Annotated in this window: 19 protein-coding genes; 9 read left to right on the plus strand and 10 right to left on the minus strand. The window is 29.3% G+C overall.

The window, feature by feature from the left end:
• On the plus strand, window positions 1-1,097 hold a 1,097-nt coding region (locus tag VBM88_RS02625), incomplete at its 5' end, for a DUF2130 domain-containing protein (protein WP_323680403.1).
• 35 nt (window positions 1,098-1,132) lie between these two features.
• Here the strand turns inward: VBM88_RS02625 and rsmI are convergent.
• The 6 genes from rsmI to dnaX are packed head-to-tail and all read right to left on the minus strand — an operon-like array spanning window position 1,133 to window position 6,776.
• Window positions 1,133-1,840 carry a 16S rRNA (cytidine(1402)-2'-O)-methyltransferase gene (gene rsmI / locus VBM88_RS02630; RefSeq protein ID WP_323680404.1) on the minus strand — a complete coding sequence of 236 codons (708 nt, stop codon included), beginning with the start codon at window positions 1,838-1,840 and terminating at the stop codon, window positions 1,133-1,135.
• A complete protein-coding gene (locus VBM88_RS02635; RefSeq protein WP_323680405.1) occupies window positions 1,833-2,753 on the minus strand; it encodes a hypothetical protein in 921 nt (306 codons plus the stop codon). Before VBM88_RS02635 ends, rsmI begins: the two co-directional genes overlap by 8 nt.
• Complete coding sequence (gene tmk, locus VBM88_RS02640) at window positions 2,753-3,403, minus strand: dTMP kinase (protein WP_323176721.1); 651 nt, start codon at window positions 3,401-3,403, stop codon at window positions 2,753-2,755. Before tmk ends, VBM88_RS02635 begins: the two co-directional genes overlap by 1 nt.
• A gap of 27 nt (window positions 3,404-3,430) precedes the next feature.
• Window positions 3,431-4,015, minus strand: a complete 585-nt coding sequence (locus VBM88_RS02645; protein WP_323176720.1) for a toprim domain-containing protein — start codon at window positions 4,013-4,015, stop codon at window positions 3,431-3,433.
• A gap of 5 nt (window positions 4,016-4,020) precedes the next feature.
• On the minus strand, window positions 4,021-4,305 hold the full coding sequence (locus VBM88_RS02650) for a YbaB/EbfC family nucleoid-associated protein (RefSeq protein WP_257089044.1): 285 nt from the start codon (window positions 4,303-4,305) through the stop codon (window positions 4,021-4,023).
• A gap of 8 nt (window positions 4,306-4,313) precedes the next feature.
• Window positions 4,314-6,776: a DNA polymerase III subunit gamma/tau gene (gene dnaX / locus VBM88_RS02655; RefSeq protein ID WP_323680406.1), complete on the minus strand. Its 2,463-nt coding sequence runs from the start codon at window positions 6,774-6,776 to the stop codon at window positions 4,314-4,316.
• A 571-nt stretch (window positions 6,777-7,347) separates the two neighbouring features.
• Here dnaX and VBM88_RS02660 point away from each other — a divergent pair.
• Window positions 7,348-9,936, plus strand: coding sequence for a DNA topoisomerase (ATP-hydrolyzing) (locus tag VBM88_RS02660; protein ID WP_323680407.1), 2,589 nt, complete (start codon window positions 7,348-7,350; stop codon window positions 9,934-9,936).
• An 85-nt stretch (window positions 9,937-10,021) separates the two neighbouring features.
• On the opposite strand, the gene VBM88_RS02665 is transcribed toward VBM88_RS02660, so the two are convergent.
• Both VBM88_RS02665 and VBM88_RS02670 read right to left on the minus strand, forming a co-directional pair.
• On the minus strand, window positions 10,022-10,414 hold the full coding sequence (locus tag VBM88_RS02665; RefSeq protein WP_257089038.1) for a hypothetical protein: 393 nt from the start codon (window positions 10,412-10,414) through the stop codon (window positions 10,022-10,024).
• Window positions 10,415-10,494: 80 nt separating this feature from the next.
• Window positions 10,495-11,052 (minus strand): hypothetical protein, encoded by a 558-nt coding sequence (locus VBM88_RS02670; RefSeq protein ID WP_323680408.1) that lies wholly within the window; start codon window positions 11,050-11,052, stop codon window positions 10,495-10,497.
• A 125-nt stretch (window positions 11,053-11,177) separates the two neighbouring features.
• Here VBM88_RS02670 and uvrB point away from each other — a divergent pair, with 125 nt between their 5' ends.
• From uvrB to VBM88_RS02705, 7 genes are all read left to right on the plus strand, one after another.
• Window positions 11,178-13,175, plus strand: coding sequence for an excinuclease ABC subunit UvrB (gene uvrB / locus VBM88_RS02675; RefSeq protein WP_323680409.1), 1,998 nt, complete (start codon window positions 11,178-11,180; stop codon window positions 13,173-13,175).
• Window positions 13,176-13,188: 13 nt separating this feature from the next.
• On the plus strand, window positions 13,189-16,029 hold the full coding sequence (gene uvrA, locus VBM88_RS02680; RefSeq protein ID WP_323680410.1) for an excinuclease ABC subunit UvrA: 2,841 nt from the start codon (window positions 13,189-13,191) through the stop codon (window positions 16,027-16,029).
• 63 nt (window positions 16,030-16,092) lie between these two features.
• Entirely contained in the window at window positions 16,093-17,031 is a 939-nt protein-coding gene (gene hprK / locus VBM88_RS02685; RefSeq protein ID WP_323176713.1) for an HPr(Ser) kinase/phosphatase, read from the plus strand.
• On the plus strand, window positions 17,024-18,010 hold the full coding sequence (gene lgt / locus VBM88_RS02690; RefSeq protein ID WP_323680411.1) for a prolipoprotein diacylglyceryl transferase: 987 nt from the start codon (window positions 17,024-17,026) through the stop codon (window positions 18,008-18,010). The genes hprK and lgt overlap by 8 nt, the downstream gene beginning before the upstream one ends.
• A 214-nt stretch (window positions 18,011-18,224) precedes the next feature.
• Complete coding sequence (locus VBM88_RS02695; RefSeq protein ID WP_323176711.1) at window positions 18,225-19,142, plus strand: NAD(P)/FAD-dependent oxidoreductase; 918 nt, start codon at window positions 18,225-18,227, stop codon at window positions 19,140-19,142.
• Between the two features lie 27 nt (window positions 19,143-19,169).
• On the plus strand, window positions 19,170-20,963 hold the full coding sequence (locus tag VBM88_RS02700; RefSeq protein ID WP_323680412.1) for an ABC transporter ATP-binding protein: 1,794 nt from the start codon (window positions 19,170-19,172) through the stop codon (window positions 20,961-20,963).
• Window positions 20,956-22,890 (plus strand): ABC transporter ATP-binding protein, encoded by a 1,935-nt coding sequence (locus tag VBM88_RS02705; protein WP_323176709.1) that lies wholly within the window; start codon window positions 20,956-20,958, stop codon window positions 22,888-22,890. The genes VBM88_RS02700 and VBM88_RS02705 overlap by 8 nt, the downstream gene beginning before the upstream one ends.
• 92 nt (window positions 22,891-22,982) lie before the next feature.
• Here VBM88_RS02705 and VBM88_RS02710 read toward each other — a convergent pair whose 3' ends face one another.
• Together VBM88_RS02710 and VBM88_RS02715 are read right to left on the minus strand one after the other, a co-directional pair.
• Window positions 22,983-24,998 carry a lipoprotein 17-related variable surface protein gene (locus VBM88_RS02710; RefSeq protein WP_323176708.1) on the minus strand — a complete coding sequence of 672 codons (2,016 nt, stop codon included), beginning with the start codon at window positions 24,996-24,998 and terminating at the stop codon, window positions 22,983-22,985.
• Window positions 24,999-25,000: 2 nt separating this feature from the next.
• Window positions 25,001-25,195 (minus strand): hypothetical protein (locus VBM88_RS02715; RefSeq protein WP_323680413.1); only part of this gene is annotated, 195 nt, incomplete at its 5' end.

A 25,195-nucleotide genomic window follows, 5' to 3' on the forward strand; every position in this document is an offset into this window, starting at 1 on the left:
AACAAAAGCAAGCTGATGCTTATAATGATTTAAAAAATAAGTTAAGTGAATTAAAGGCTTCAATGAATTCGACAATTGAAGCTGAGAAAAGTAAGTTTGAAGTAAATAATATTAAGGCAATAGAGAAAGCTAAAGAAGAATACAAAAAAGAATTAGAAGAAGAAAATCAAGTTAAGAATAATCAAATTATCGAAGAATTAAAAAACAATTTTAAAGAACAAATTGAAGAACTTAAAAAAGAAAAAATTGAAGTTCAAAATAGATTAGAAGCTGCCAACGACACAATTGATGCTCTTAAAACAAGTAAATCATTATTATCTTCAAAGAGAGTTGGAGAAAACTTTGAAGAACAAATTGCTGACTTATTAGATCAGTACACGAACTTGGATGATTTAGTTGATTATGAAAAAACAACAACTAATATTGATGGTACAAAACCAGACTTCTTAGTTACTTTCTACAAGAACGAAAATAATAATAGAGTGAAAATTGGTTCTGTTGTTATTGAAGCAAAATCAGAAACAGAAAATGGTTCACAAAAGAACTCACAATTCATAAATAAATTAATCAAAGATCAAAAAGCTCGTCACGCAGAAACTGCATTCCTAGTTACTGAATTGGAAAAAGAAGATGACTTTCTTGTAAAAATTGAAAGAGATAAAGATAACAAGAACCAAGTTTGAGTAATAAGATTACCATTTATGATTCAAATGTTGCAACTACAACGTTATATGTTTTTAAAGGCTTCTGAATTCAATTTTGTCGAACTTAGAGATAAAATGAAAATTCTTGAAGAATTTGAACAATTCAAAAAGAAACTTTTAGAAACAAGATTGGATGCACTTAATAAAGTTGCAACTGATATGAAGAAACAAGTTGAAAAAATTCAAGATTCAGCTAATGCACTTGAAAGCTTACTTACAAATGATCTTGAAAGAAAATTCAGATACTTAGTTGATGAAGTAGAAAAATTCAAATTAACTAAGAAAATGAAAAAAGTTAATTGAGATAGTGCACCACAATCTGTCGAAGCTAAAACTCCACATTTAATCGAGGGAGCACAAGAAGCTCACATAGTTGAAGTAGAAGAAGAATAGAAAAAGAAAATCAGCAAATAAACTGCTGATTTTTTCTAATCCTTTTTATATTTATTTACTTTTTCTCTTTTGATTTTAGGTAAATTCAAAACCATCGTAAACTCACCTTTAATAGAGTCTAAATTTGCAAAGTGCTGAAGAATTTCGCTAGCAGACCCATAAAAAAGATTTTCGTGTAGTTTTGTAAGTTCTTTAGCTAAACAAATTTTTTCTTGTCCATTAAATACAGAATTAATGTCTTCTAAAGTTGAGATTAATTTATGAGGCGACACATAATAAATGTGTGTACCGATATTCAATTCTTTAAGTTGATTAATTCTTTGTTGAGTTTTGTCTTTAATAAAACCGTGAAATGTAAAGTCATTAGTAAAGTTAGAAGCAACAAATGCTGTTATAGCTGCGTTTACACCCGGGATAATTTCGATATTTATGTTATTTTTTCTTGCTTCTGCAATAACTTCAAATCCAGGATCTGATACAACAGGCATACCTGCGTCAGATACTAAAGCAACGTCTTCTCCATTAGATATTAAGTTAATAATCCCTTGAGCACTATGTTTTTCGGTGAAATTATTGTATGTTAATAATTTTTTATTTGGTATTTCATATCTTTGAAGAAGTTTAGAAGTGACTCTTGTATCTTCGCAAGCAATTATGTTTACCTCTTGCAAAGTTCTTAATGCTCTTAAAGTTATATCTTCAAGATTGCCGATTGGTGTTCCTACAATATACAATTTACCCATAGTACTCCATTAATTTGTTTAATAAAAGTTGTTTATGTAATTCGAAATTACCTTGAAAGTTTTTTGAGTTATTAAAGTCATCTAAGTCAACTATAAATGTTAATAAGTTAGGGTGCTTTTCTAATAATTCTTGTCTTAGTTTATTTAGTTCTTTGTGCAATGGTAATGTTTGGAATTCTAAAAACTTACCTAATATGAATGCTTTTAATAGTGATAAAACAAAGTGTGCATCTTTATCGTTATCTTTATTCACTATTGTTCTATCTAAATATTCAAACATATAAATTTTATTTAATAAAGATTGTCTTGTAGCAATTATGAAACCTGCAATAAGGTGTTGATATTTATCTAAGTGTTCAGAAGCTTCAGTTAAAAAAGTTAAATCGTTAGAAAGCATTTTGACAACTGAAAAAGTTGGATCATTTTTCAATGAAGCAAATTTTTCTTCTATTATATCAGGTGAGAGAATATCAACTTTTAAGACTTGTGCACGTGATAATATGGTTGGAAGAACATTATTCACATTGTTTGTTGTCATTATAATAACAACTTTATCTGATGGTTCTTCAATTGATTTTAAAAGTGAATTAAGTGCAATTAATGAAGAGTTTTCAATGTTTTTAATGATAACTATTTTGTACTTATCAAAGTTGCTTGAATAAGAAACTTCATTAAAAACATTTTCAAATTCTTCTTTTTTAATAGGTTCTTCTGAACCGTCTAAATAGTAAATGTTAGATGGCAGGTTTAATTTGTCTAATTTAACTATTTGAGCAGGATTAATGTTGTTGATAAAATCTAACAAATCGTTGTCAAAATTGTAGTTACTATTAGCAGTTAATAAAAATAAATGATTTAGCTTATTTAATTTTGCTGAATCATTTATTGACTTTAATATAGATTGATTAATCATTACTCAAATGATTTAAGGTAAGATAAAAATTTTGGACTTTGTTGTAACTGCTTGATAATATCTTCTAAAACTTCATCTTCTGTTTGAGTAGCGTCAATAATAATGAAACGTTGAGGGTCTGATTTAATCATTTCTAAGTACCCTTTGTAAACATCGTGGTGGAATTGTAATTTTTCTTGTTCCATTCTATCTTCGACTAATCTTGTTTCTTCACGACGCTTTTTAGCTTGCTCTGGAGTTAAATTTAAGAAAATTGTAATATCCGGCATTGTTCCATTAATAACTATGTTAGTAATAGCTTTTGTAAATTCAATACCTAAATTTCTTGCATATCCTTGATATGCATAAAAGCTATCTACATATCTATCACAAATAAGAATTTTATTTTCTTTAAGTGCTGGTCAAATTACTTTTTCTAAGTGAATTCTTCTACTTGTTGTGTATAAAAGAGCTTCAGCAACAGGTGAAAGATCTGATTCTTTGCTTAAAATAATTTCTCTAATTTTTTCAGCTTCTTTAATCCCTCTACCACCAGGTTCTCTTGTTCAAAGAGCAGGAATGTGTGGGTAAAGTTCCTGAAATTTTACGTAAAGTTTCTGTGTTAAAGTAGTTTTACCACTACCGTCTAAACCTTCAAATGATATAAACATAGTTTCCTCCAGATGATTGTAATTAATTTATTTTTGTCTATTTATAAGTGAGAATTTTAAAGTGATAGCATCAATGTAGTCGACTGATGAACCCACTGGTAAACCAATGGCTAATCTTGTCACTTTTAAATTCTGTTTAGTAAGTTTCTCCTTAAGGAATTCATTAGTTACCTCACCTTTTATGCTTGGAGAAATCCCTAAAATAATTTCATCAAATTTTTGAGCATAATCTAAAAGTTTTTGAATTTCTTTTTGATACTTTTGCTCCTCATATTCATTGATAATTAGATGTGAAAATACATAATACTTACCGTTGTAAATATTAGCATCTTCAATTTTTTGCATAACTTGTCTGTTTTCCACAATTAACAACGTGTTATCTCTTGAACTATTGTCACAAATACTGCAATAATTGTTTTCAATAACTTGCGAACAAATAGGACAAAATGTTGTTTTTTCTTTTACATCGATAAAAGCTTGTGCAACTTGTTGTACTTGCTCTTTTTCAGCTTCTAATATTCAATAAACAATTTTTTCAGCTTGTTTTTTAGAAATACCAGGAATTTGCCTGATAACTTCTAAAAATTTGTTAATTTGTTCAGTATTAAACATTCTTATTAAAATGGCATTCCAGGCATTGATGGAGCTAATTTATCTTGCTCTTCTTTGATTAAATCAATACCTTCATTGATCGCTATTGTAATTAAGTCTTGAAGAATGTCTTTATCTTCGGGGTCAATTAATAATTCATCAATTTCAATTGAAACGATTGACATATCTCCTTTAAGAACTACTTCAATACCTTGTTTAGAAACTGTGAATGTTTTTTCATCTAATTCTTTTTGTTTTGTTTCTAATTCTTTTTGCATATTTTTAATTCTTCTTAAAAAATCATTATTCATAATAACCTCTATTCATATTCGATTTCTAATTCTTCATCATCACCTAATAATAATTTACCAATTTGAGTTAAGTCAGTTAAAGTGTTTTGTGCAAACTCATCTTCTCATTTTTTAGGTTTATAATCTGCAATTTGGATGTCTTTATTTTGCCCAATTGTTTCTCTAATTTTAGCAAGAGCTGCTGAATCAACTGGATAAATATATTTGTTTTTGTTATCAAAAACATATTTAACAAATTCTTGCATTTTAGGTGTGTTAGCAAGCTCTTTTAGCTTATTAACTTTAGCAGTATCTTTATTGTAAATGTTAATGAAATATTCTGAAGCAGCCATAATTAATGAATCTTCAAACAATTCAGCAATCTCAGAAAACTCAGGTTTGTTTTGAGTGATTATTGCTAAATCTTGATTAATTGATCTTTGGAATTGAGCTGCTTTATCACGTGATGGATCTTCTTTAGATCAAAGAGTGTTGTAGATATATTCGAAAACATTAACTTCTTGTGGTTCACTAATTTGTATAGGTTCATCATTTGTCGAAATTTCTTCAGGTTCTGGGAGCTTTTCTTCTTCTTTTATTTCTTCCTGAATTTCTTTTTGAACTTCCTCTATAAATTCCATTGTTTCATCAAACTTAGGAACTTCTACTTCACGAGTGTTAATTAATATTTTATTTGTTGATGTATCTGATTGTAATTGGATAATATCATCATTAACATCATCAAAATCACTTGATAATTCGTGTTTTTGGATAATAAATTCATTTGTTTTATTAACTTGATCGGAAATTTCCTTTGTAAATGCTTTATTAATTTCTAAAGATTCAAGTAAGATGTTTTTTTCTTCTTGCACTTCAGTAGGTACGTTTTCTTGTTGATAAGGTGTAAATTCATCAGCTAATCCATTCCCAACAGGTTCAATTTCAGGAATTATTAATGCATCAGCAAAATGATTATCTGATTGTTTTGTTTCTTGTTTAACTTCTTCTTCAGTTTCTTTCTTAATTTCTTCTGTTTGTGTTTGTAAGGACTCCTGATTTACCTGATTTATTTCAATATCAAAGTTACCGGATATAACTGAAAAAATGTTTTCAGTTGTTAAAACAAATTTATCTTCCTCAACTTTTTCTTCTTCTATTTTTTCACTTAAAAATGAGTTATCTATGAAACCATCATCTTCAATTTTTTCAACTTTTATGTCTTGGAGAATAGTGTTTTCATTTTTATCAACTTCCATTGAAATATTAGTTTGAGGTTCATTAGAAGTTAATTCTTCTTCAATAATTTCTTTAGTTTCTGTAAAAACATTATTAGTTGAAGTTTTGTGATTTTCTTTGTTAAACACAGGTTTGATAAATACAGGTGCAACATAAGTTTCATCTGAATCTTCTTGTAAACTAGGGTTGATAGCATTTAAAGCTTTTAAAACACCTAATTGAATAATTTCAAATGGATATTCGCTTTTATTAACTTTAATTAACATATCATAGAATATGTCAGTTAATTCAAAACAAGTTTTATTATCTAAGTGAACTGATGATAACTCTTCAGGTTCAAATCAACTTAATAAACTTACATTATTTGTTTTAGATAATATTATCTTTTCTTTTAAGAAGTTAACTAAACTTAAAACGAATTGCTGAGGTTCAACACCATTGTTTTGGAATTCATTTAATAATGAAATTAATTTAGTTCCATTGTTAATAGAAATTAATTGGAAAATTTTAACAATTTGCTCTGATGATAAAACACCGAAGTTTTGATAAATTGATTCAGCACTTATGATACCTGAATGCAACATACTAACTTGATCAGCAATTGTAAGTGCATCCCTCATACCACCACTAGATAATCTTGCAATCAGTTTAAGAGCTTGAGTATCATATTTTATATGTTCTTGGTTAAAAACTTTTGAAAGTTGTTTGATGATATTCTCATCATTCATTCTATGGAACACAAAGTTTTGAACTCTTGATCTAATTGTTAAAGGAATTTTATGTAAGTCTGTTGTCGCTAAAATGAAAATAGCGTGTTTAGGTGGTTCTTCAAGTGTTTTTAATAAAGCATTAAAAGCACTTTTTGTAAGCATATGAACCTCATCTATGATGTAAATTTTGTATTTACCATTCATAGGCGTTTGCTCAATTTTTTCCTTAAGATCTCTAATTTCATCAACACCATTATTTGATGCAGCATCCATTTCGATTATGTCAATATTGTTGTTTAAATTACTTAAGCAAATTTCACATGGGTTAAGAACATCAGCAGGATCTTTATGAACACAATTTAACATCATTGCAAATATTTTTGCAATCGATGTTTTACCAGTTCCTTTTGGTCCTGAAAATAAATAAGCATGTGATATTTTGTTAGTCTTTAAAATGTTTTTTAAAGATAAAATTATGTGCTCTTGGCCTATAACATCATCAAATGTTTTTGGACGATATTTTCTATACAATGCTTTATATTCCATGTTTAATTACCCTTCTTAAAATTTGATATTGACATAAAAGATAAAATCTTTATTTTAATTATTATACTAATAAAAAAAATATAGTTTTTTAAAAGTTTTAAAAAACTTGTCAGATTAGACAAAGAGAGAATAAAAAACTTTTATACCTATGTGCTAGGAATAAAAGTAGAAAAAGCTTAATTTAGTAAATAAGCATAAAAAAAGACCGAAAGGCCTTGATTATTCAGCGCTTCTAGCAGCTCTTCTAGCGTCTCTTGCACGTTCTTTTGCAAGTTTTTTAGCACGAGCTTCAGCACGTAATTTGTTTTTTAATCTAACTACTTTACGCATTTTTATCCTTTATTTAAACTATTTTTATAATGATAATTTTTATGAATTGTGCATATATATTTTTGCAAAAATACATGCTATTTTTCTTATGTTATTTTACTATAAAAAGTCTTAAATCATTCATATTTTTTAAACTTACAAATTTTTATTTCGATACTTACGAATATACTTTAAAAATTGCAATTAGCATCTATATAATAAATTATAATTTTAATTAACAAGCATTTAAGTAGGAGTAAGTATGAAAAAAAACTTAGAACAAAAAATTGCAGACAAAATTATCAGACAGTCATTAGATAAGATTATGGATGATCGTTTTGGTAGATATTCAAAATACGTTATTCAAAACAGAGCTATTCCAGAAGCACGGGATGGTCTGAAACCAGTTCAACGTAGAATTTTATATTCTATGTTGGGACTTGGTTTAACTAATGATAAACCATATAAAAAGTCAGCTCGTGTTGTAGGAGATGTAATTGGTAAATATCACCCACACGGTGATTCTTCAGTTTATGAAGCCATGGTTAATATGTCTCAATGATGAAAAATCAATCACCCATTACTTGATATGCACGGTAATGTCGGTTCTATTGATAACGACCCTGCTGCCGCTATGCGTTATACAGAGGTTAGAATGTCACCTATTGCTGAATATGTTTTAGGTGAAATTAAAAAAAATCCTGTTAAGTTTGCTCCTAACTTTGATGATTCAGAAATTGAACCGATAGTTTTACCATCATTATTCCCTAACTTACTTGTTAATGGTGCTTCAGGTATTGCTGTAGGTATGGCAACTGAAATGCCCCCACATAACTTAAATGAAATTATTGATGGAGCTATCTACAGAATTACAAATCCATTTTCACATTTTGATGAAATTTCAAAAATCGTTAAGGGTCCTGATTTCCCAACAGGTGGTGTAATCAAAGGGAACAAAGGTATCTTAGAAGCACTTGAATTTGGAAACAATACAAAAAACAAAATCAGATTGTTCTCTAAATACACAACTTCAGAAGATGAAAAACATAAATATATTGAAATCACAGAGATTCCTTATGGTGTAGTGAAGTCGAAATTAGTTTATGAGATTGACAAAATTATTAAAGATAAGTTAATTGATGGAATTACAGAAATCAAGGATCAATCAGATAGAGATGGAATTAGCATTTTAATTACTTTAAATAAAAATGCTAATGAACGTAGTATTTTGAATTACTTACTTCAAAAAACAAATATGCAAGTTATTTACACGTACAACAATACTTGCATCCTTAAAAATGAGCCTGTTACACTTGGTGTAATTGGGCTTCTAGATGCTTACGTAGCTCACGTTAAAGATATTAAAGTTAAGACTTTAACATATGATTTAGAAAAACTTAAATTACGTTTAGAGCTTGTAGAAGGGTTTATTAAAGTTTCAGAAATTTCAGATGAAGTTATTGCAGTTATTAGAAGATCAGAAGGTTCCAAAGCTGGTGTTATTCAAAACTTAATTAAAGAGTTTGGATTTACACAAAATCAAGCAACAGCTATTGCTGAAATGAGACTTTACCGTTTATCTAAAACAGATAAGCAAGCCTACTTGAATGAAAAATTACAATTAGAAAAAGACATTAAGAAAATTTCTAAATTGCTTATTGATCCAAAAGCGTTTGATCAGCACATTATTGAACAATTAATGGAAATTAAAGTTAAATTTGGAACTCCAAGAAAAACTCAAATCGAAGATCAAGAATATGACTTTAGCTATGATCAAACTGATTTAGTAAAAGAAGAAATTCTTAACATTGGAGTTTCAAGAGCAGGATACATCAAGAGATTTTCACAAAAAGTTCTTGATAGTAACAAGATTGAAAATTATGGACTTAAAGATGATGACTATTTAGTTTTCTTCGGAAAAGTAAATTCATTACACAACTTAATTTTCATTACAGCTCAAGGTAACTACATCGTGTTCCCTGCTTACAAAATTCCAGAAGATAAATGAAAAGACAATGGAACTCACTTATCTGCTTATGTAGATATCCGTGTGATGGATGAAATTGTGGGAGTGTTTGAAGTTTCAGATTGAAATATTTTATCTTACATTGCTCTAGCAACAAAAGATGGATATGTTAAGAAAACAGTACTTAAAGATTTTGAAGTTTCAAGGATTAATAAAATTTACAAAGCTATTAACATTGAAAAAACAGATGCAGTTGTTAATGCTGTTATGACAGATGGAACAACTAATGCAATCATTATTACTGAAAAAGGTAATGTAACTAAGTATTCTGAAACTGAATTACCTCAATTTGGAACTAAAGCAAAAGGTAATAAAGGTGTTTACTTATCACTTGATGATAAGATAGCTGCATTTACTTGTGCTAAATCAGATCAAATGGTTGGTATCTTATCAACTAACGGTCAAATTATCAAAATTAATTCATCTAAATTACCATCTGTACCTAAAAATATTAAAGGTAAACCTTTATTAAAAGATAATAAGAAATTTATTCCATACGTTTGTGAACCAATCAATGATGAATCAGCTATCTACATTAAAGATGATTTTGAGCACACAATTATTGAATCTGTTAAATCATATGGTGTTTCAAATGATAGTGCAAGAGTTTACAATATAGATGTTCCAAGTATTTACAAAATGTCATTTAATGTTAAATATTTTGACAAAGATTATGCAATTGCACAAAACTTATTCAGCCAAGAGCAAGTGAAAAAAGAAAAAGATCTATTAGAAAAAACAGATGCTGTTGTTTCTAATGTTTCGAAAAGTTTAGATGACATTTTAAAACGTATTGATGAATTAACTAAGAGTACAAAGAAATAATATCTCAGCAATGAGATATTATTTTATTTGCAAAATTTGATTAAAAAAGAATAGCTATTTTTTAGCTATTCAATTACTAATTCATCTAAACTATTTTATTCTTTAAAGCAATTATTGCACCAATCATTGAGAATAATGGTCCTAAGAAAATAGAAATTATGTAAAGTACCATTACAGCTGTATTTTGTGATGAAACTCTTATGGCTCCTATGATTACAAGAATAAATCCTGTAAGTCCTGTTGCAAAAGATATAAATCCAAGAATACCAAAAACTATAAAGTATAATACCATGAATGCTGCAACATCAGAATAGTCTTTTTCATAAGTTCCATCACCTGAATCTGTTATTGTTGCAGATACACCAGCAACTGCTACAGAGAATAAGAAAATAACAACTGCAAAAACTATGCATAATAAAAGGTTTACAATTGATAAAGCTAAAATAGGTTTAGATAAATTGCTTTGTTGTTTGTTCATAATAACTGATGTTTCCTTTTTATCCTCGTTATATTTTAACAATATATCATATTAATTATATATTATTTGAGTGCGTTTAACTAATTTGATGGAATAACAGTTATCTTGTAGATTGTTTGTGATTTGTTGATATCAATTCTTGTTGATTCAGCAGTCATTTTATAACCTTCCGGAACTAATTTAGCTACGTCATAGTAGTAATAGTAATCAGGCAAGTTAGTTGTATTTGTGAAAATCACTTCATCATTGTCATTCACAAATTCAAATGTGTATGGGATCATAGCAACAGGAGCACGTTTTTTGGTGATAGTTATATTTATAGTTTCTGTATCATCTAGAGCATAAGTGCTTTTGTTATATTCATATTCACCTGTCTTATATTCTTCAGGTAAATCCTCATCATCTACTTCAAAAAATTGAATATATTCATCAACATCTATTGAATGCATATAGGAGTGAACAATTTCATTTTTGTATAAAAAATTAATTTTGACTTCTCTTTTAGGTATTTCGTAGTGTCTATTTGAATTTTGCACAGTAATAACGATTCTTGCTATAGTCACACCTAAGCCAGAGATCATTAAAAATGAAGCTCAAATTATTCATATTAAGGTTTTCTTATTAATTTTCTTTTTCATATCGCTCCTGTTAGTTAATAAATTTAATTATAAAGATTTATGAGATTTTAAGTCTAAAAAATAGACTTTTTAGTCATTTTTAAAAGAATATTATGCTAAAAATTAACATATATAATATATTAATCATGAGTATATTCGATTTAAAAGCAGACTATAAACCACAAGGTGATCAACCTAAAGCAATTAAAGAATTAGCAGAGGGTGTTAAAAAAGGAATTACTGACCAAGTTCTTTTAGGAGTAACAGGTTCAGGAAAAACTTTTACTATTGCTAATGTTATTAAAGAGGTTAATAGACCTACTATTATTTTGTCTCATAATAAGACTTTAGCAAGTCAGTTATATAGTGAGCTAAAGTCATTTTTCCCTAATAATGCAGTTGAATATTACATTAGTTACTTTGACTATTTCAGACCTGAAGCTTATGAACCAAGTACTGATGTTTATATTGAAAAGGATTCTAAAACTAATGAGCAAATTGAAATCTTAAGAATGAGTGCAATTAATTCATTAATTACACGTAAAGATGTAATTGTTGTGGCTAGTGTTTCAGCTATTTATGGAGCACTTTCTCCTGAAGTTTATAAAGATTCATTCTTTAGATTTTACAAAGGTCAAGAAATTGGGTTGAATAACTTTATCACACAACTTATCAAAATTAAATATGACAGAAATGATATAGACCAGTCTCCTGGAGATTTCACAGTTAAAGGTGACACGGTAATTGTTAGACCTGCTGATTCTGAAAATCATGCAATTAGAATTTCATTCTTTGGAGATGAAATTGAAGATATTGCAACAATTGATCCACTTACAAAAGAAGTCTCTAAAAAACATAATATCTATGTACTTTCACCTGGAGATGAGTATGCTACAGATAAAACTGTTTTTGATAGGATAATTCCAAAAATTGAAGAAGAATTAGCGCAATCAATTGCAAAGTTTGTTAAAGAACAGAAAATTCTCGAGTCTGCTAGATTATCTCAAAGAGTCAAAAATGATATTGACGATATGAAAGAATTTGGTACTTGCAAAGGTATAGAAAACTACTCAATGTACCTTGATGGCAGAACTTTTGGTCAAAGACCATACACAATTTTAGATTACTTCCCTGAAGATTCATTAATGTTAATTGATGAGTCACATATGTTTATTCCACAATTAGGAGCAATGTATAAAGGGGATAGATCAAGAAAAGAAAAACTTGTTAATTATGGTTTTAGATTACCATCTGCTTTTGATAACAGACCTTTAATGTTTAATGAATGAGAAACTGAATTTAAGTTTCCTAGAATTTACATTTCAGCAACACCGGGCGATTATGAACTTGAAAAAACTGAACCAAGTAATATTTCAAAACTTTATGTTCGTCCTACTGGATTAGTTGATCCTGAAATTATTATTAAACCAAAGCAAAATCAAATTGAAGACATCTATGACATCATAATAAAACAAAGAGAAACTGGTGAAAAAACAATCATTCTAACAGTGACAAAAAGAAGCGCTGAAGAGTTATCGACTTACTTAATTGAGCACGGAATTAAAGCTGCTTACATTCACTCAGAACATAACACTTTTGTTAGAAATGAAATTATTAGAAAGCTTAGAAAAGGTATTTACGAAGTTATTGTCGGGATTAACCTTTTACGTGAAGGTATCGATATACCTGAAGTTTCTAGAGTACTTGTTTTAGATGCAGATGTAGCTGGTTTTATGCGTAATGCGAGAAGTTTAATTCAGATTACAGGTCGTGCAGCTCGTAACGCAAATGGTAAAGCAGTTTTCTATGCTGATAGAATCACCGAAGCTATGAAAATTTGTATGGATGATAATGAAGAAAAAAGACGTATTCAGCTTGCTTACAATGAAAAACACGGAATTGTACCTAGAACAATTATAAAACCTATAAGTGAGCCAATTCACGGTCACGATATTACAAATGCTGTTGAAACTATTTTAGCTAAACAAAACAAAACTAAATCAGGCGACAAAATCGATAAGAAAGCTAAGCAAGAAATTATTGACGATATTAGAAATCAAATGAATCAAGCAGCGAAAGAGCTTGATTATGAAAGAGCTATTGAGCTTAGAAATATATTATTAGAATTACAAGAAACAAAATAGAAAGGAGTATTAAATGAGTAAAGAAAATTTATTAATTATTCAGGGAGCTAGAGAAAATAACCTTAAGAATATTGATTTAACTTTACCTAAAAATAAGTTAATTGTATTTACAGGTCTTAGTGGTAGTGGTAAAAGTTCACTTGCGTTCAACACAATATATGAAGAAGGAAGAAGAAGATATGTTGATTCACTTTCATCTTATGCAAGAATGTTTTTAGGAGGAACTAAAAAACCAGATGTTGACAAAATTGAAGGGCTAAGTCCATCAATTTCGATTGAACAAAAAACTGTTCATAATAACCCTAGATCTACTGTTGGGACAGTTACTGAAATTTATGATTATTTCAGATTACTTTTTGCAAGAATTGGTAAACCATATTGTCCTACACATAACATTGAAATTTCAACTCAGACAACTAAAGACATTTTAAATTCAATTTATGAACAAGAACCTAATTCAAGACTTGTTATTTTAGCCCCATTAGTTGATGGAGAAAAAGGAACGCACCAAAATCTTTTTGAAAAGCTTAAAAAAGAAGGTTTCTTAAGAGTTAAAGTTAACGGCATGTATATGATGCTTGATGAACCTATTGATTTGAACAAAAACAACAAGCACACTATAGAATTAGTAATTGATCGTGTTAGATTAACTGAAGAAAATTACAATAGAATTTCACAAGCTTTAGAAATTGCAACTGAATATGCAGATGGATTAATTAAGGTCGAAAATGTTGACTTAGATAAAACATTTATCTTCTCAAAAACATATTCTTGTATCTACAAAGATTTCAATATGCCTAAAATTGAAACAAGATTATTCTCATTCAATGCTCCATATGGAATGTGTGATAACTGTAAAGGTTTAGGTCTTGAGTTTAAAGCTGACTTTGATTCAATTGTTCCTGAACCTTGAAGATCAATTAGCGAAGGTGGAATTGAATATTTCCAAAATACAGTCAATACTCAAAATCTTGAATGACAAGAGTTTGATCAACTTTTAAATTACTACAATATAAATAAAAACACACCTATTGAAGATTTATGAGAAAAGGAGCTTGAAATAATTAAATATGGTTCACACGAACCTATTGCTTACACATTAGTTTCTTCGTCAAACAACATCATCAGAAGAGAAAAAGAAATTGATGGTATCTTAACTAAGATTGAAAAAATGTATTATGAAACTACTTCAGATAGAAGAAGAGATTACCTTAAAAAATATATGGGTTCATTCACTTGTTCAGTATGTAAGGGTTCAAGATTAAATGAATATGCATTAGCAGTTAAATTAGATAATAAAAATATTTATGATTTTATTGCTTTATCAATCGAAGATTCACTTGAAGCAGTTAATAAATTAATTGATACATTAAATGATAATGATAAGCAAATTTCATCATTAATTACAAAGGAATTAATCGACAGATTAAGCTTCCTTAAAAATGTAGGCCTTGACTATTTAACCCTTAACCGTAGCGCTGAAAGTTTAAGTGGTGGAGAAGCTCAACGTATTAGATTAGCTACTCAAATTGGTTCAAATTTAACAGGTGTTTTATATGTTTTAGATGAGCCATCAATTGGATTACATCAAAAGGATAATTTAAAACTTATTGATGCACTTAGAAAAATGGTTGATATTGGAAACACATTAATTGTTGTTGAACACGATGAAGACACAATGTTTGCATCTGACTATATCGTTGATATAGGACCAGAAGCCGGATTAAATGGTGGAACAGTAGTTGCTCAAGGTACTTTAGATGAAATAGTAAAATCAAAAAATTCAATTACAGCTAAATATTTATCTGGTGAATGAAAAATCGAAGTTCCAGCAACGCGTAGAGGTGGCAATGGTAAACAAGTTACTATTTATGGAGCTAGAGAAAATAACCTTAAAAATATTGATGTAACTATTCCTTTAGGTAAATTAGTTGCAGTGACTGGAGTTTCAGGATCAGGAAAAAGTACATTAGTTAATGAAATTTTAGTTAGAGGAATTCAACATTCACTTGGACTTAGTGAAGGTTTAAATCACAAGAAAGCTAAATTTAAAACTATTTCAGGCTTAAACAACATTGATAAAGTTATTGCAGTTTCTCAGTCGCCAATTGGAAAAACTCCAAGATCAAACCCTGCTACTTACACAGGTGTGTTTGATGATATTAGAGAAATTTACGAAAACATTGAAGAATCAAGAATTAGAGGATATACAAAAAGTAGATTCAGTTTCAATGTGCCTGGTGGTAGATGTGAAAAATGTTCAGGAGATGGTTTCATAAAAATTGAAATGCACTTTTTACCTGATGTTTATGTGCCTTGTGATCAATGTGATGGTCAAAGATACAATAAAGAAACACTTGAAATAAAGTACCACAACAAAAATATTTCTCAAGTTTTAGATATGAGTGTTGATGAAGCGATTGTATTTTTTGAGCACAGAAATAAGATTATTGAAAAACTTCAAATCCTACAGGACGTAGGTTTAGGTTACATTAAGCTTGGACAAATGTCGACAACTTTAAGTGGTGGAGAAGCACAACGTGTTAAGTTAGCGACTTACTTGCAAAAGAAACCGACAGGTAAAACAGTTTATGTCCTTGATGAACCAACAACAGGATTACATACTCACGATGTTAAGAAATTAATTCATATTCTTAATAGAATTGTTGAAAACGGTGACTCAGTTATTGTCATCGAACACAACTTAGATGTAATTAAATCTTGCGATCACATTATCGATTTAGGACCTGATGGAGGAGTTCACGGAGGACAAATCGTTGCTCAAGGGACACCTGAACAAGTTGCTGTAAATCCAAGAAGTTACACAGGTCAATTTCTTAAGAAAATTTTGTAATCAAAAACTTAATTAATTTAATAAAATTAAATTACAAAATTTAAATTTCAAGGAAAATACTCAATGAATAAAGAACGTAAAAAAATTAATGTCAAGAAAATCATTGATTTCTATGATTTAAAAATCATAAATGGTGAAAATCAAGAATTGGTTTATAACGACATTTATCAACCTGCAATCAAACGTGTAGGGTTAGAATTAGCAGCTAATTATTTAAATGACAGAATTAACAAAAACGTTATTGCTTGGGGAACTGCTGAATCATCTTGATTTTTTGAAATAGGTAAAACTAAAGCTTACCAAGCTATAGAGTGTGTTATTTCACAGCAACCTCCACTTGTTATTTTGTCTAAAGGGTTTAATAAACCTGCGATTAACTGAGTTGTAGATATAGCGAACAAATATAAAGTCCCAGTTGCACTTGTTAATATGAGTACATCTTACATATCAACAAACATCGGTTCATATTTAAATAACTACTTTGGAGAAGTTACACAAGTTCACGGAACATTAGTTCTTATTGGAGGAACAGGTGTGCTTATTACTGGAGCTAGTGGAGTTGGTAAATCTGAAGCTGCTTTACAATTAATTCAGCAAGGTGCAGTTTTAATTAGCGATGATGCTGTGTTGATTAAAGATAACGGAAACATTTTTATCGGATCATCTCCAGAAATTACACGTAATTTTCTTGAAATCAGAGGTATTGGTTTAGTTGATATTAAAAAACTTTATGGAGTATCAACTGTAGCCAAATCATCAATCATCGATCTTGTTATCGAACTTGTTAAACAAGATGGTAACAGTGAATTCGATAGATTAGGTGTTGATTATTTAGAATATCCAATTTTTGGACGTTCAATTAAGAAAATGCAAATACCAATCAAAGAAGGAGGTTCAGCTGCTTCATTAATTAGAGCTGCTGTTAATACTTACTTAGCTAGAAATGATGGTATGAATGTATTAGATGAAATTTATGAAAGGACACTATTAGAAAATGAATAATTCAGCATATCCTGCTTGAGTACCTGATTCTCCAATAGCAGAGGGTACTTCAACAATCTTATTTAGTATTGGTTCCTTTCAAATGCACCTTTACTCATTTATGATTATGTTAGGTTTTATCCTATCAATTCTTACTGTTTTCTTCTTCTGATATAAAGAAGGTTGAAATGTAGATATCTTATTTGTGATAATTTTAATCACAGTTCCTGCTGGTATCATTGGAGCTCGTTTAGGGTTCGTTATTGAAAGACTTATTTATCAACCTGATAATCCATTCCCTAACTCGCATTGATACGCAATTTGACAAGGGGGATTAAGTATTCAAGGAGGAGTTGTTCTAGCTGCTTTCCTTGATATAGTTTACTTATACACAAAGAGAAAAGATGTTGATTTGAAAAAAGCATTTGGATACATTCTTCCAGCAGTTTTAGTAGGACAATTTGTTGGACGTTTTGGAAACTATGCTAACCACGAGGTTTATGGAAAAATAGACTGAACCGGTTCATCAGTATTAGTATTCGGAAAATCATTTGCTTCAAATATGTACATTTCTGACTCATTAACTGCAAGTATGGGTCTTGAAGGTGCTTACAGATATCCATTATTCTTATACGAAGGATTAGCAAACTTAATTGGTTACATTTTAATTTGTTGAGTTGTTAACTACTTTGGATTATTAAGACCAGGGTCAGGTGGAGCTTTATACTTAATTTGATATGGTATAACTCGTGCTGCAATGGAACCTTTACGTGAAGAATCATATAACCTTTATTCAGTAGTTGCGATCTTATTCATCATCGGTGGTGGATTAGCACTTATTTACTTTGAATTCTTAAGAGGAAACTTATATGTAAGAAAATTAGAAAAATACAAATTTGTATTTGAACACAAAAATAAAGAAGCTTACTTAAATCATGTAAACATCACAAGTTTTAGCTACTTATTTAGTAAATTATGAACTAAAAGACCTGTAGCTTAATTTAGATATATCCAAGCAATTGGATATATTTTTATTTTGCAAATTTTGATGCTTAATCAAACTAAAATTTATTTAGCTCAATTAGCAAAAACTTACTTTTTAACCTATATAACTAGTAAATTTGTATTTTTTGATAAAATCTACTCACATTTAACAATGATTTAAAAAGTTATAAAATTTAAAACTAAATAATTAGTTTTTAAGGAGAGAAGCTATGAATGAAATTTATGATCTTGTGATTATTGGTGGAGGACCTGCTGGATTAAATGCAGCTTTATATGCATCAAGAGCAAACTTGAATGTTGCATTTATCGAAAAGGGTGCTCCTGGTGGTAAATTATCATCAACTGCAAAAGTTGAAAACTGATTAGGTACATCTGAAATTGAAGGTTGAAAATTAGCTCAAGAATTCTTTGACCATGCTAAAGAATATGGAGCTAAATATCTTTATGGTACAGTTACAAAAATTAATAACTTAGATAAATATGATAAAGAAATTGTTTTATCAGATGGTTCAGTTGTTAAAGGTAAATCAGTTTTAATTGCAACTGGAATGATAAATAGAAAACCAACTTTCATACCTGAATATGATAGATTTGAACACTTTGGAATTAGTTACTGTGTCGTTTGTGATGCTCCATTATTTGGTAAAAATCCATCGGTAGTCTTAGGTGATGGAAACTCAGCTGTTGAAGAATCAATTTACTTATCTAGAATTGCTAGTGAAGTTAATTTAGTTATCAGAGATGAAACCTTTAAAGCTGATAAAGTTTTAGTTGAAGAATTATTGAAGCAACCAAATATTAAAGTGTTTAAAAATTCACAAATAGTTAAGTTGCTGGGTGATAGACAACTTGAAGGAGTTGTTATTGAAAATAAAAATGGTGAGCAAATAGAACTTAAAGTTTCATCGTTTTTCCCTTACATAGGATTTGAATCGTCTGCGTGATTTGCTCAGGATTTAGGAATACTAGATGAAAAAGGTTTTATTGTTACTAACGATAAAATGGAAACAAATGTTCCAGGAATTTATGCAGCAGGTGATATTAGGCAAACAAAAGTTCGTCAAATAGTTACAGCAGCATCAGATGGTGCAGTAGCTGCTAGAAGCATAATTGATTATTTAAGTTAATTTGCAATTTAAAAGAAAGGAGTGATAATGCAGAGGGCACAAACTAAAAATTATGTTCCAACACATTTTAGTTTCTTTGAATTAACGAAAAATTATAGAACTGCTTCATTGCTTTCTATATTATTTGCTATTTTAGAAGTTGTAGCACAAGTGCTTATTCCGTTAGCTGTTAAGAAATTGATGGATAATGGAATTCAAAAGTTAGCATTTGCAGCATTACAAAACGAAGCGTGAAATGGTATTTTAAAATATTCGCTTGTTATTATTGCGCTTGCTTTAGCATCACTTGCTTTTGGTGCACTTAGTGGAATTTTCGCATCCAAAGCAGCTGTAGGACTAGGTTATAATGCTAGAGCATATGCTTATAAAAATTTAATGAGGTTATCATTTAAGAACTTAGATAACTACTCAAATGGTACACTTATAACAAGACTAACAACTGATATTGTTTCTATTCAAAATGCTTATTTAAACATCATTAGAATGATGCTTAGAGCACCAATTATGATTTTGGTTGCTATTTCTATTGCATTTACAATAGCACCTATATTAGCATCAATTTTGCTTGCAATTATGGTTGTGTTAGCTATATTTATTGGTTTTGTAATGTTTATGGTTTATAGAAGATATCATTTAATGCTCAAAGCTTATGATGGCTTAAACACAAAAATTGGTGAAAACTTAAATGCAATTAGAACAATTAAATCATTCGTTAAAGAACATGATGAATTGATTGATATTAAGAACTCATCAGCATTAGTTAGAAAAATTTCTATAATGACTGAAAAATGAATTAACTCAAACAGAGCTTTATTTGGGTTACTTATTTATGTTTGTTTAGTTTCATTTATTGCAGTTGCTACAAAAGATATTGTTGTGAATAAGCAAAATGCAACAATGGATTTTGGTACATTAACTTCTTTCATTGGTTATATGTTCCAAGTTTTAGTTAACTTCATTTTATTCTCTGTAGGTGTTATTAATGTAACTTCTGCTAAGGCATCAGCTAAAAGAATTAGAGAACTTATTGAAGAAAAACCAATTTTAGTTCAAAAAGAAGATGGGTTCACAGAAGTTGCTAGTGGAAAAATTGAATTTAGAAATGTGTCTTTAAAATATAAAGAACATGCTGAATTAAATAACTTAAATAATATTAATTTAACAATTGAACCAGGTGAAACTGTTGGTATTTTAGGAAAAACAGGAGCTGGTAAATCTTCACTTATTTCACTTATACCAAGGTTATATGATGTAACTAATGGAGAAGTCTTAGTTGGTGGAGTTAATGTTAAAGATTACAATCTTGAAGCACTTAGAAATCAAGTTTCTGTAGTGCTTCAAAAGAATGTTTTATTCACAGGAACAGTTGTTGAAAATATGCGTTGAGGAAATGAAGAAGCAACTGATGAAGAAATAATTGAAGCACTTAAAAAAGCATCGGCTTATGACTTTGTTTTTGCCAAAGATGGCTTGAGCACTTGAGTAGAAGAATCAGGAAACAACTTTTCAGGTGGACAAAAACAACGTCTTTCAATAGCAAGATCTATACTTAAAAAATCAAAAATTCTTATCTTAGATGACTCAACTAGTGCAGTTGATAATAATACCGATAAGAAAATCCAACACTCACTTAAATACGAATTAGGAGATGTAACTAAAATCATTATTGCACAAAGAATTTCATCAATTCAGCACGCAAATAAGATTGTAATTATTAATGATGGTGAAATTTCAGGAATTGGTAAGCACGAAGAACTTTTAAAATCAAACGAATACTACAGACATTTATATGAAACACAAAATAGAGGTAGTGATGAATAAAAGAAAAACTATAAAAAGCTCAGAAGCTAAAGGCGCTCTTAAAAGAGTTATTGCACTTATCTGAGCTACTAATAAATGATATTTCATGCTCATTATTTTCGGTTTCGTTATTTCATCAGTAGTAAATGTTTTGGGTCAATCTTACCTAGGGTTAGTGCTATTCAACAAATTCTTAGTTCCATTTTTTCAATCAGGTTTCACTGAATTTGATTGAAATGGATTCAACCTTTCAATCATTATCTTAGTTAGTTTATTTTTATCAGGTGTGCTTTTTGAATTTATAGCAACAAGATTAGCAGTATTCTTAACACATACAACTATTAAAAACCTACGTGATAGCTTATATGAAAAAATGCAAACATTACCAATAAGCTACTTTGATAAGAAACTTAAAGGTGACTTAATGTCATTGTTTGTTAATGATGTTGATGTGCTTAAGCAATTCATAATGCAAACTGTACCAACAATATTTTCAAGCTTAGCAACACTTATTGTGACAACAGTGTTTATGCTTTACTACAACTGATTTTTATCATTAATAGTATTTGCACTTGTAGGAACAACTATGTTCTTATCATCTGTTTATGCAAGGAAATCAAGTAAATTCTTTGCATTAAGACAAAAACGTCTAGGTATTATTAACGGATTTATAAATGAGATGATTAATGGTGTTAAGGTTATTAAAGTCTTTAATCATCAAGAAGCTTCATTTGAAGATATGCAAAAGAGAAATAAAGAGTTCTATGAAGCTGACTACAAATCAAAAGCTTATGTAACTGTTTTATTCCCTGTATTTATGAATATTGGAAATATCAACTATGCAATTATTGCTATTATTTCTGGACTCATTTACCTTAACGGTGGTAAGATTGGTTCATTAGATGTCACAATCAGTGCAGGAGTTATTGTTGCGTTCTTACAATATGCAAGAAACTTCTCATTACCAATTTCTCAAATTGTTCAAGAGTTTAATACACTTGCAATGGCCGCGGCTGGTGCAAGACGTGTGTTTGATGCAATGGATAATTTATCAGAAGTTGATAAAGGTTCAATCGAAATTATTAATCATTCAGATTTATCTAAATCAAGCATTGTTTGATTTAATTCTCATGATAAAGAAAAATTCTTAAGCGAACCATCAAGATACTACTTCAAAATACCAATGGGCTCAATGGGATGCTTAATTAAAAGAATTGATGGTAAGTTTGATTTCAATCACGTTTATGCAGGTTATGTTGAAGGAAAACCTATTATTAAAGATTTTGATTTACATATTAAACCAGGTGAAAGAGTTGCATTTGTTGGTGCGACTGGTGCTGGAAAAACTACAATTACAAACTTAATTAATAGATTTTATGATGTATTTGAAGGTTCAATTAAACTTGATGGAATTGATATTAGACTAATTAAAAAATCTTCATTACGTAAATCGCTTGGATATGTTCTTCAAGAAACTTCATTATTTACTAAATCAATAGCTGACAACATTGCTTATGGTGCTCCTGATGCAGCAATTAAAGATATTAAAGAAGCTGCAAAAATTGCTAATGCAACTAGATTCATTAAACAAACAGAAGATGGGTTTAATACTATCTTAGAAAATTCAGGAGAATCGCTTTCACAAGGCCAAAAACAACTTCTTTCAATTGCTAGAACAAGTATGTTAGATCCAATGATATTAGTGCTTGATGAAGCTACTTCAACAATTGATACAGAAACTGAAAGAGAAATCCAAGAGGGTATGTATGAACTTATGAAAAATAAAACTTCATTTGTTATAGCACACCGTTTAAGTACAATTAGAGATGTAGATAAAATCGTTGTAATGGATCAAGGACAAATTAAAGAAGTTGGTTCTCATGATGAGCTTATCAAATTACACGGTATCTATCACCAACTTTACACAGGTAAAATTGAACTTGATTAACTCAAATCAGAATAGCTTAAATAGCTATTCTTTTTTATATAAAAAAACACCTTAGTAATTACTAAAGTGTCTATGTGCAAGTGAAATAAGTATTATTTACCTTCTTTGATTTTAGTTCATTTAGCTACAAAATCAGGTATTGATTTGAATTCTGATAATTCAAAGAATGTTTTAGATGGAATGAAGTATTTGTAAACTTGATCAAGTTCTTTAATGTTTGTGTCATAGAAACCATTTTTTGGTTTAGCTTGATCTCTTCTAATAATGTGGAATGTAGTAGGAATTGCAAAATCTTCAGGATCAACAAATGCTTTAGCTTGTTCTAATGATAAGTTGTAAGCTGATCTAACAAATGCAAGTGTTGATAATAGAACGGTTGATGAAGCTTGAATTCCGAATATATGTGTTTTAGAATCGTTGTTAAATGTCTCGTTGAAGAATACTGACTTACCATAATCAGCTTTAGAGTGATCAACTGCGATAATGTTTTCTCAAGAAACTGAAGAGTCAAGAATAATTGCTTTATTGTTATCTCCAAATAATGTTCTAATGTACTCGATTGATTCATCTTTTGAATAAACTGGGTGCATTTTATACATATAATTGTATTCAGATTCAGGATATTTAATTTTTATAGCATTGATGAAACTTATAATTTCTTCTCTATTTTCAGTAAGTTCTTTAATTCTTCATTTTCCATATAATGGATCAGTCTCAACTTTTGTTTCGTATTTTCTAAATAATGATGAACCCATAAATACTAAGTTCTTCTTAGATGAATCATAATGTTCTTTTCCGTGAATTACAAAGTCAAGAGCATTACGAACCTCTAATCTATTTAGTTTTTCATATTCAGTAATTGCTTTTTCCATTTCTAATTTATCATTTTTGAAAATTTGTGAATAATCAGTTGGGTAATCTTTAATTGATAATGATAAATTAGCCTTGTCTAAAGCTCTAAGTTGCTTGTTGAAATATTCAATGTATGAACCATCAAAGTTGTAAAGTTTAACTTTGTCAGTTAATTGGAAGTAGTATCTATAGTCAATTGTTTGTTTTTGAGTTCTTTGCATTTCTTTAAATGAAGCTGCGATTTCATCTTTTGAAAGATTGTTTGAAGTTCTGTTAGCTCAACTTTGATATGAAGCCTCAACAAATTTATAAGGTTGTGCATTTCCATCTGATAAAAGTACTATTTTATTAGCGTGTTCTAGAACGTAATTTCTAACTTCTGCTGGTAATGATGGGAATGAAATGTCCGGAATGTAGAAGTCGAATTTATTTACACCTGCATCTTTATATGGTTTTAGGTAAGTTAATAATTCATTTAATGTTCTCGGAAATACGTCGTATTTTTTGTTAGCATTATCGTTTAATGATGGATTCATATCTTTTAATTGTGATGCAACCATTAATTTACCATTACCAATGTTGTATTGACCTGGTGTTTGTAAAACGTCTCCATATTTTTGCAATAAATAGTCAAAATTAAATCTTTGGGTTCCTGTGTTTGACTTATCATAAACTGAATTGTCTATTAAAAATAGTACATCATTAAGTGAATCTTGATTTCTATTTTTGTAGTTTAATTCACCTAACATTAACATAAATGCAGAGTTGAAATATTGAGCCGCATTTCTAGACATAAACACAGTTGGAACTGAGTTTTCAGCTGAATCAACAATCTCGTTGAAGAATTGTTGATATCTTGGATTAAGTGGCTGAGCTTTAATATTTTTAAGAAAACCTTTAATTAAAATTTCTTTTGAATATGTAAGTTTACTATCTTCTTTTGATTCAAGTAAAACAGTGATTTTTAATGTTCCTTTATCATCGTCAGTTTGTGAAACTGAAATAGTTTTATAAATTACAAGCTCATCTGTTGATGGATTAATAGTTACATATTGACTGAGATTTTCTGTGTTTATAACAGATGGTTTTACATAACTATTAACAACATTATATGTAACATTAACCTTTGCTAATGGATTTTTTGTATAGCTTGGTGCTGCTGCACAACCTGCGCTGGTTGCAACAAGAGCAGTTAAAGGTGCGCTTGATAATATAAATAAATTTTTTAAATTTTTTATTAATCTTTTTTGTTTCATAATTAAATAATACAACTTTTAAAGTAATATGTCAAGTTTCGCGTTTCACGGAAACCATAGTCAGCAAGTCCTAAAAGCAAAAAAAAAAAAAAAATAGGGTCATAAAAGTGCAAAATTTCGTTATTTTGCTTATTTTTCAGAAATTTAGATAAACAAAAAACTACCACAATTTCTTGTGATAGTCAACTATCAAATTG

The organism is Mycoplasma sp. 1232 (assembly GCF_034863345.1).
GTDB lineage: Bacteria > Bacillota_I > Bacilli_A > Mycoplasmatales > Metamycoplasmataceae > Mycoplasmopsis.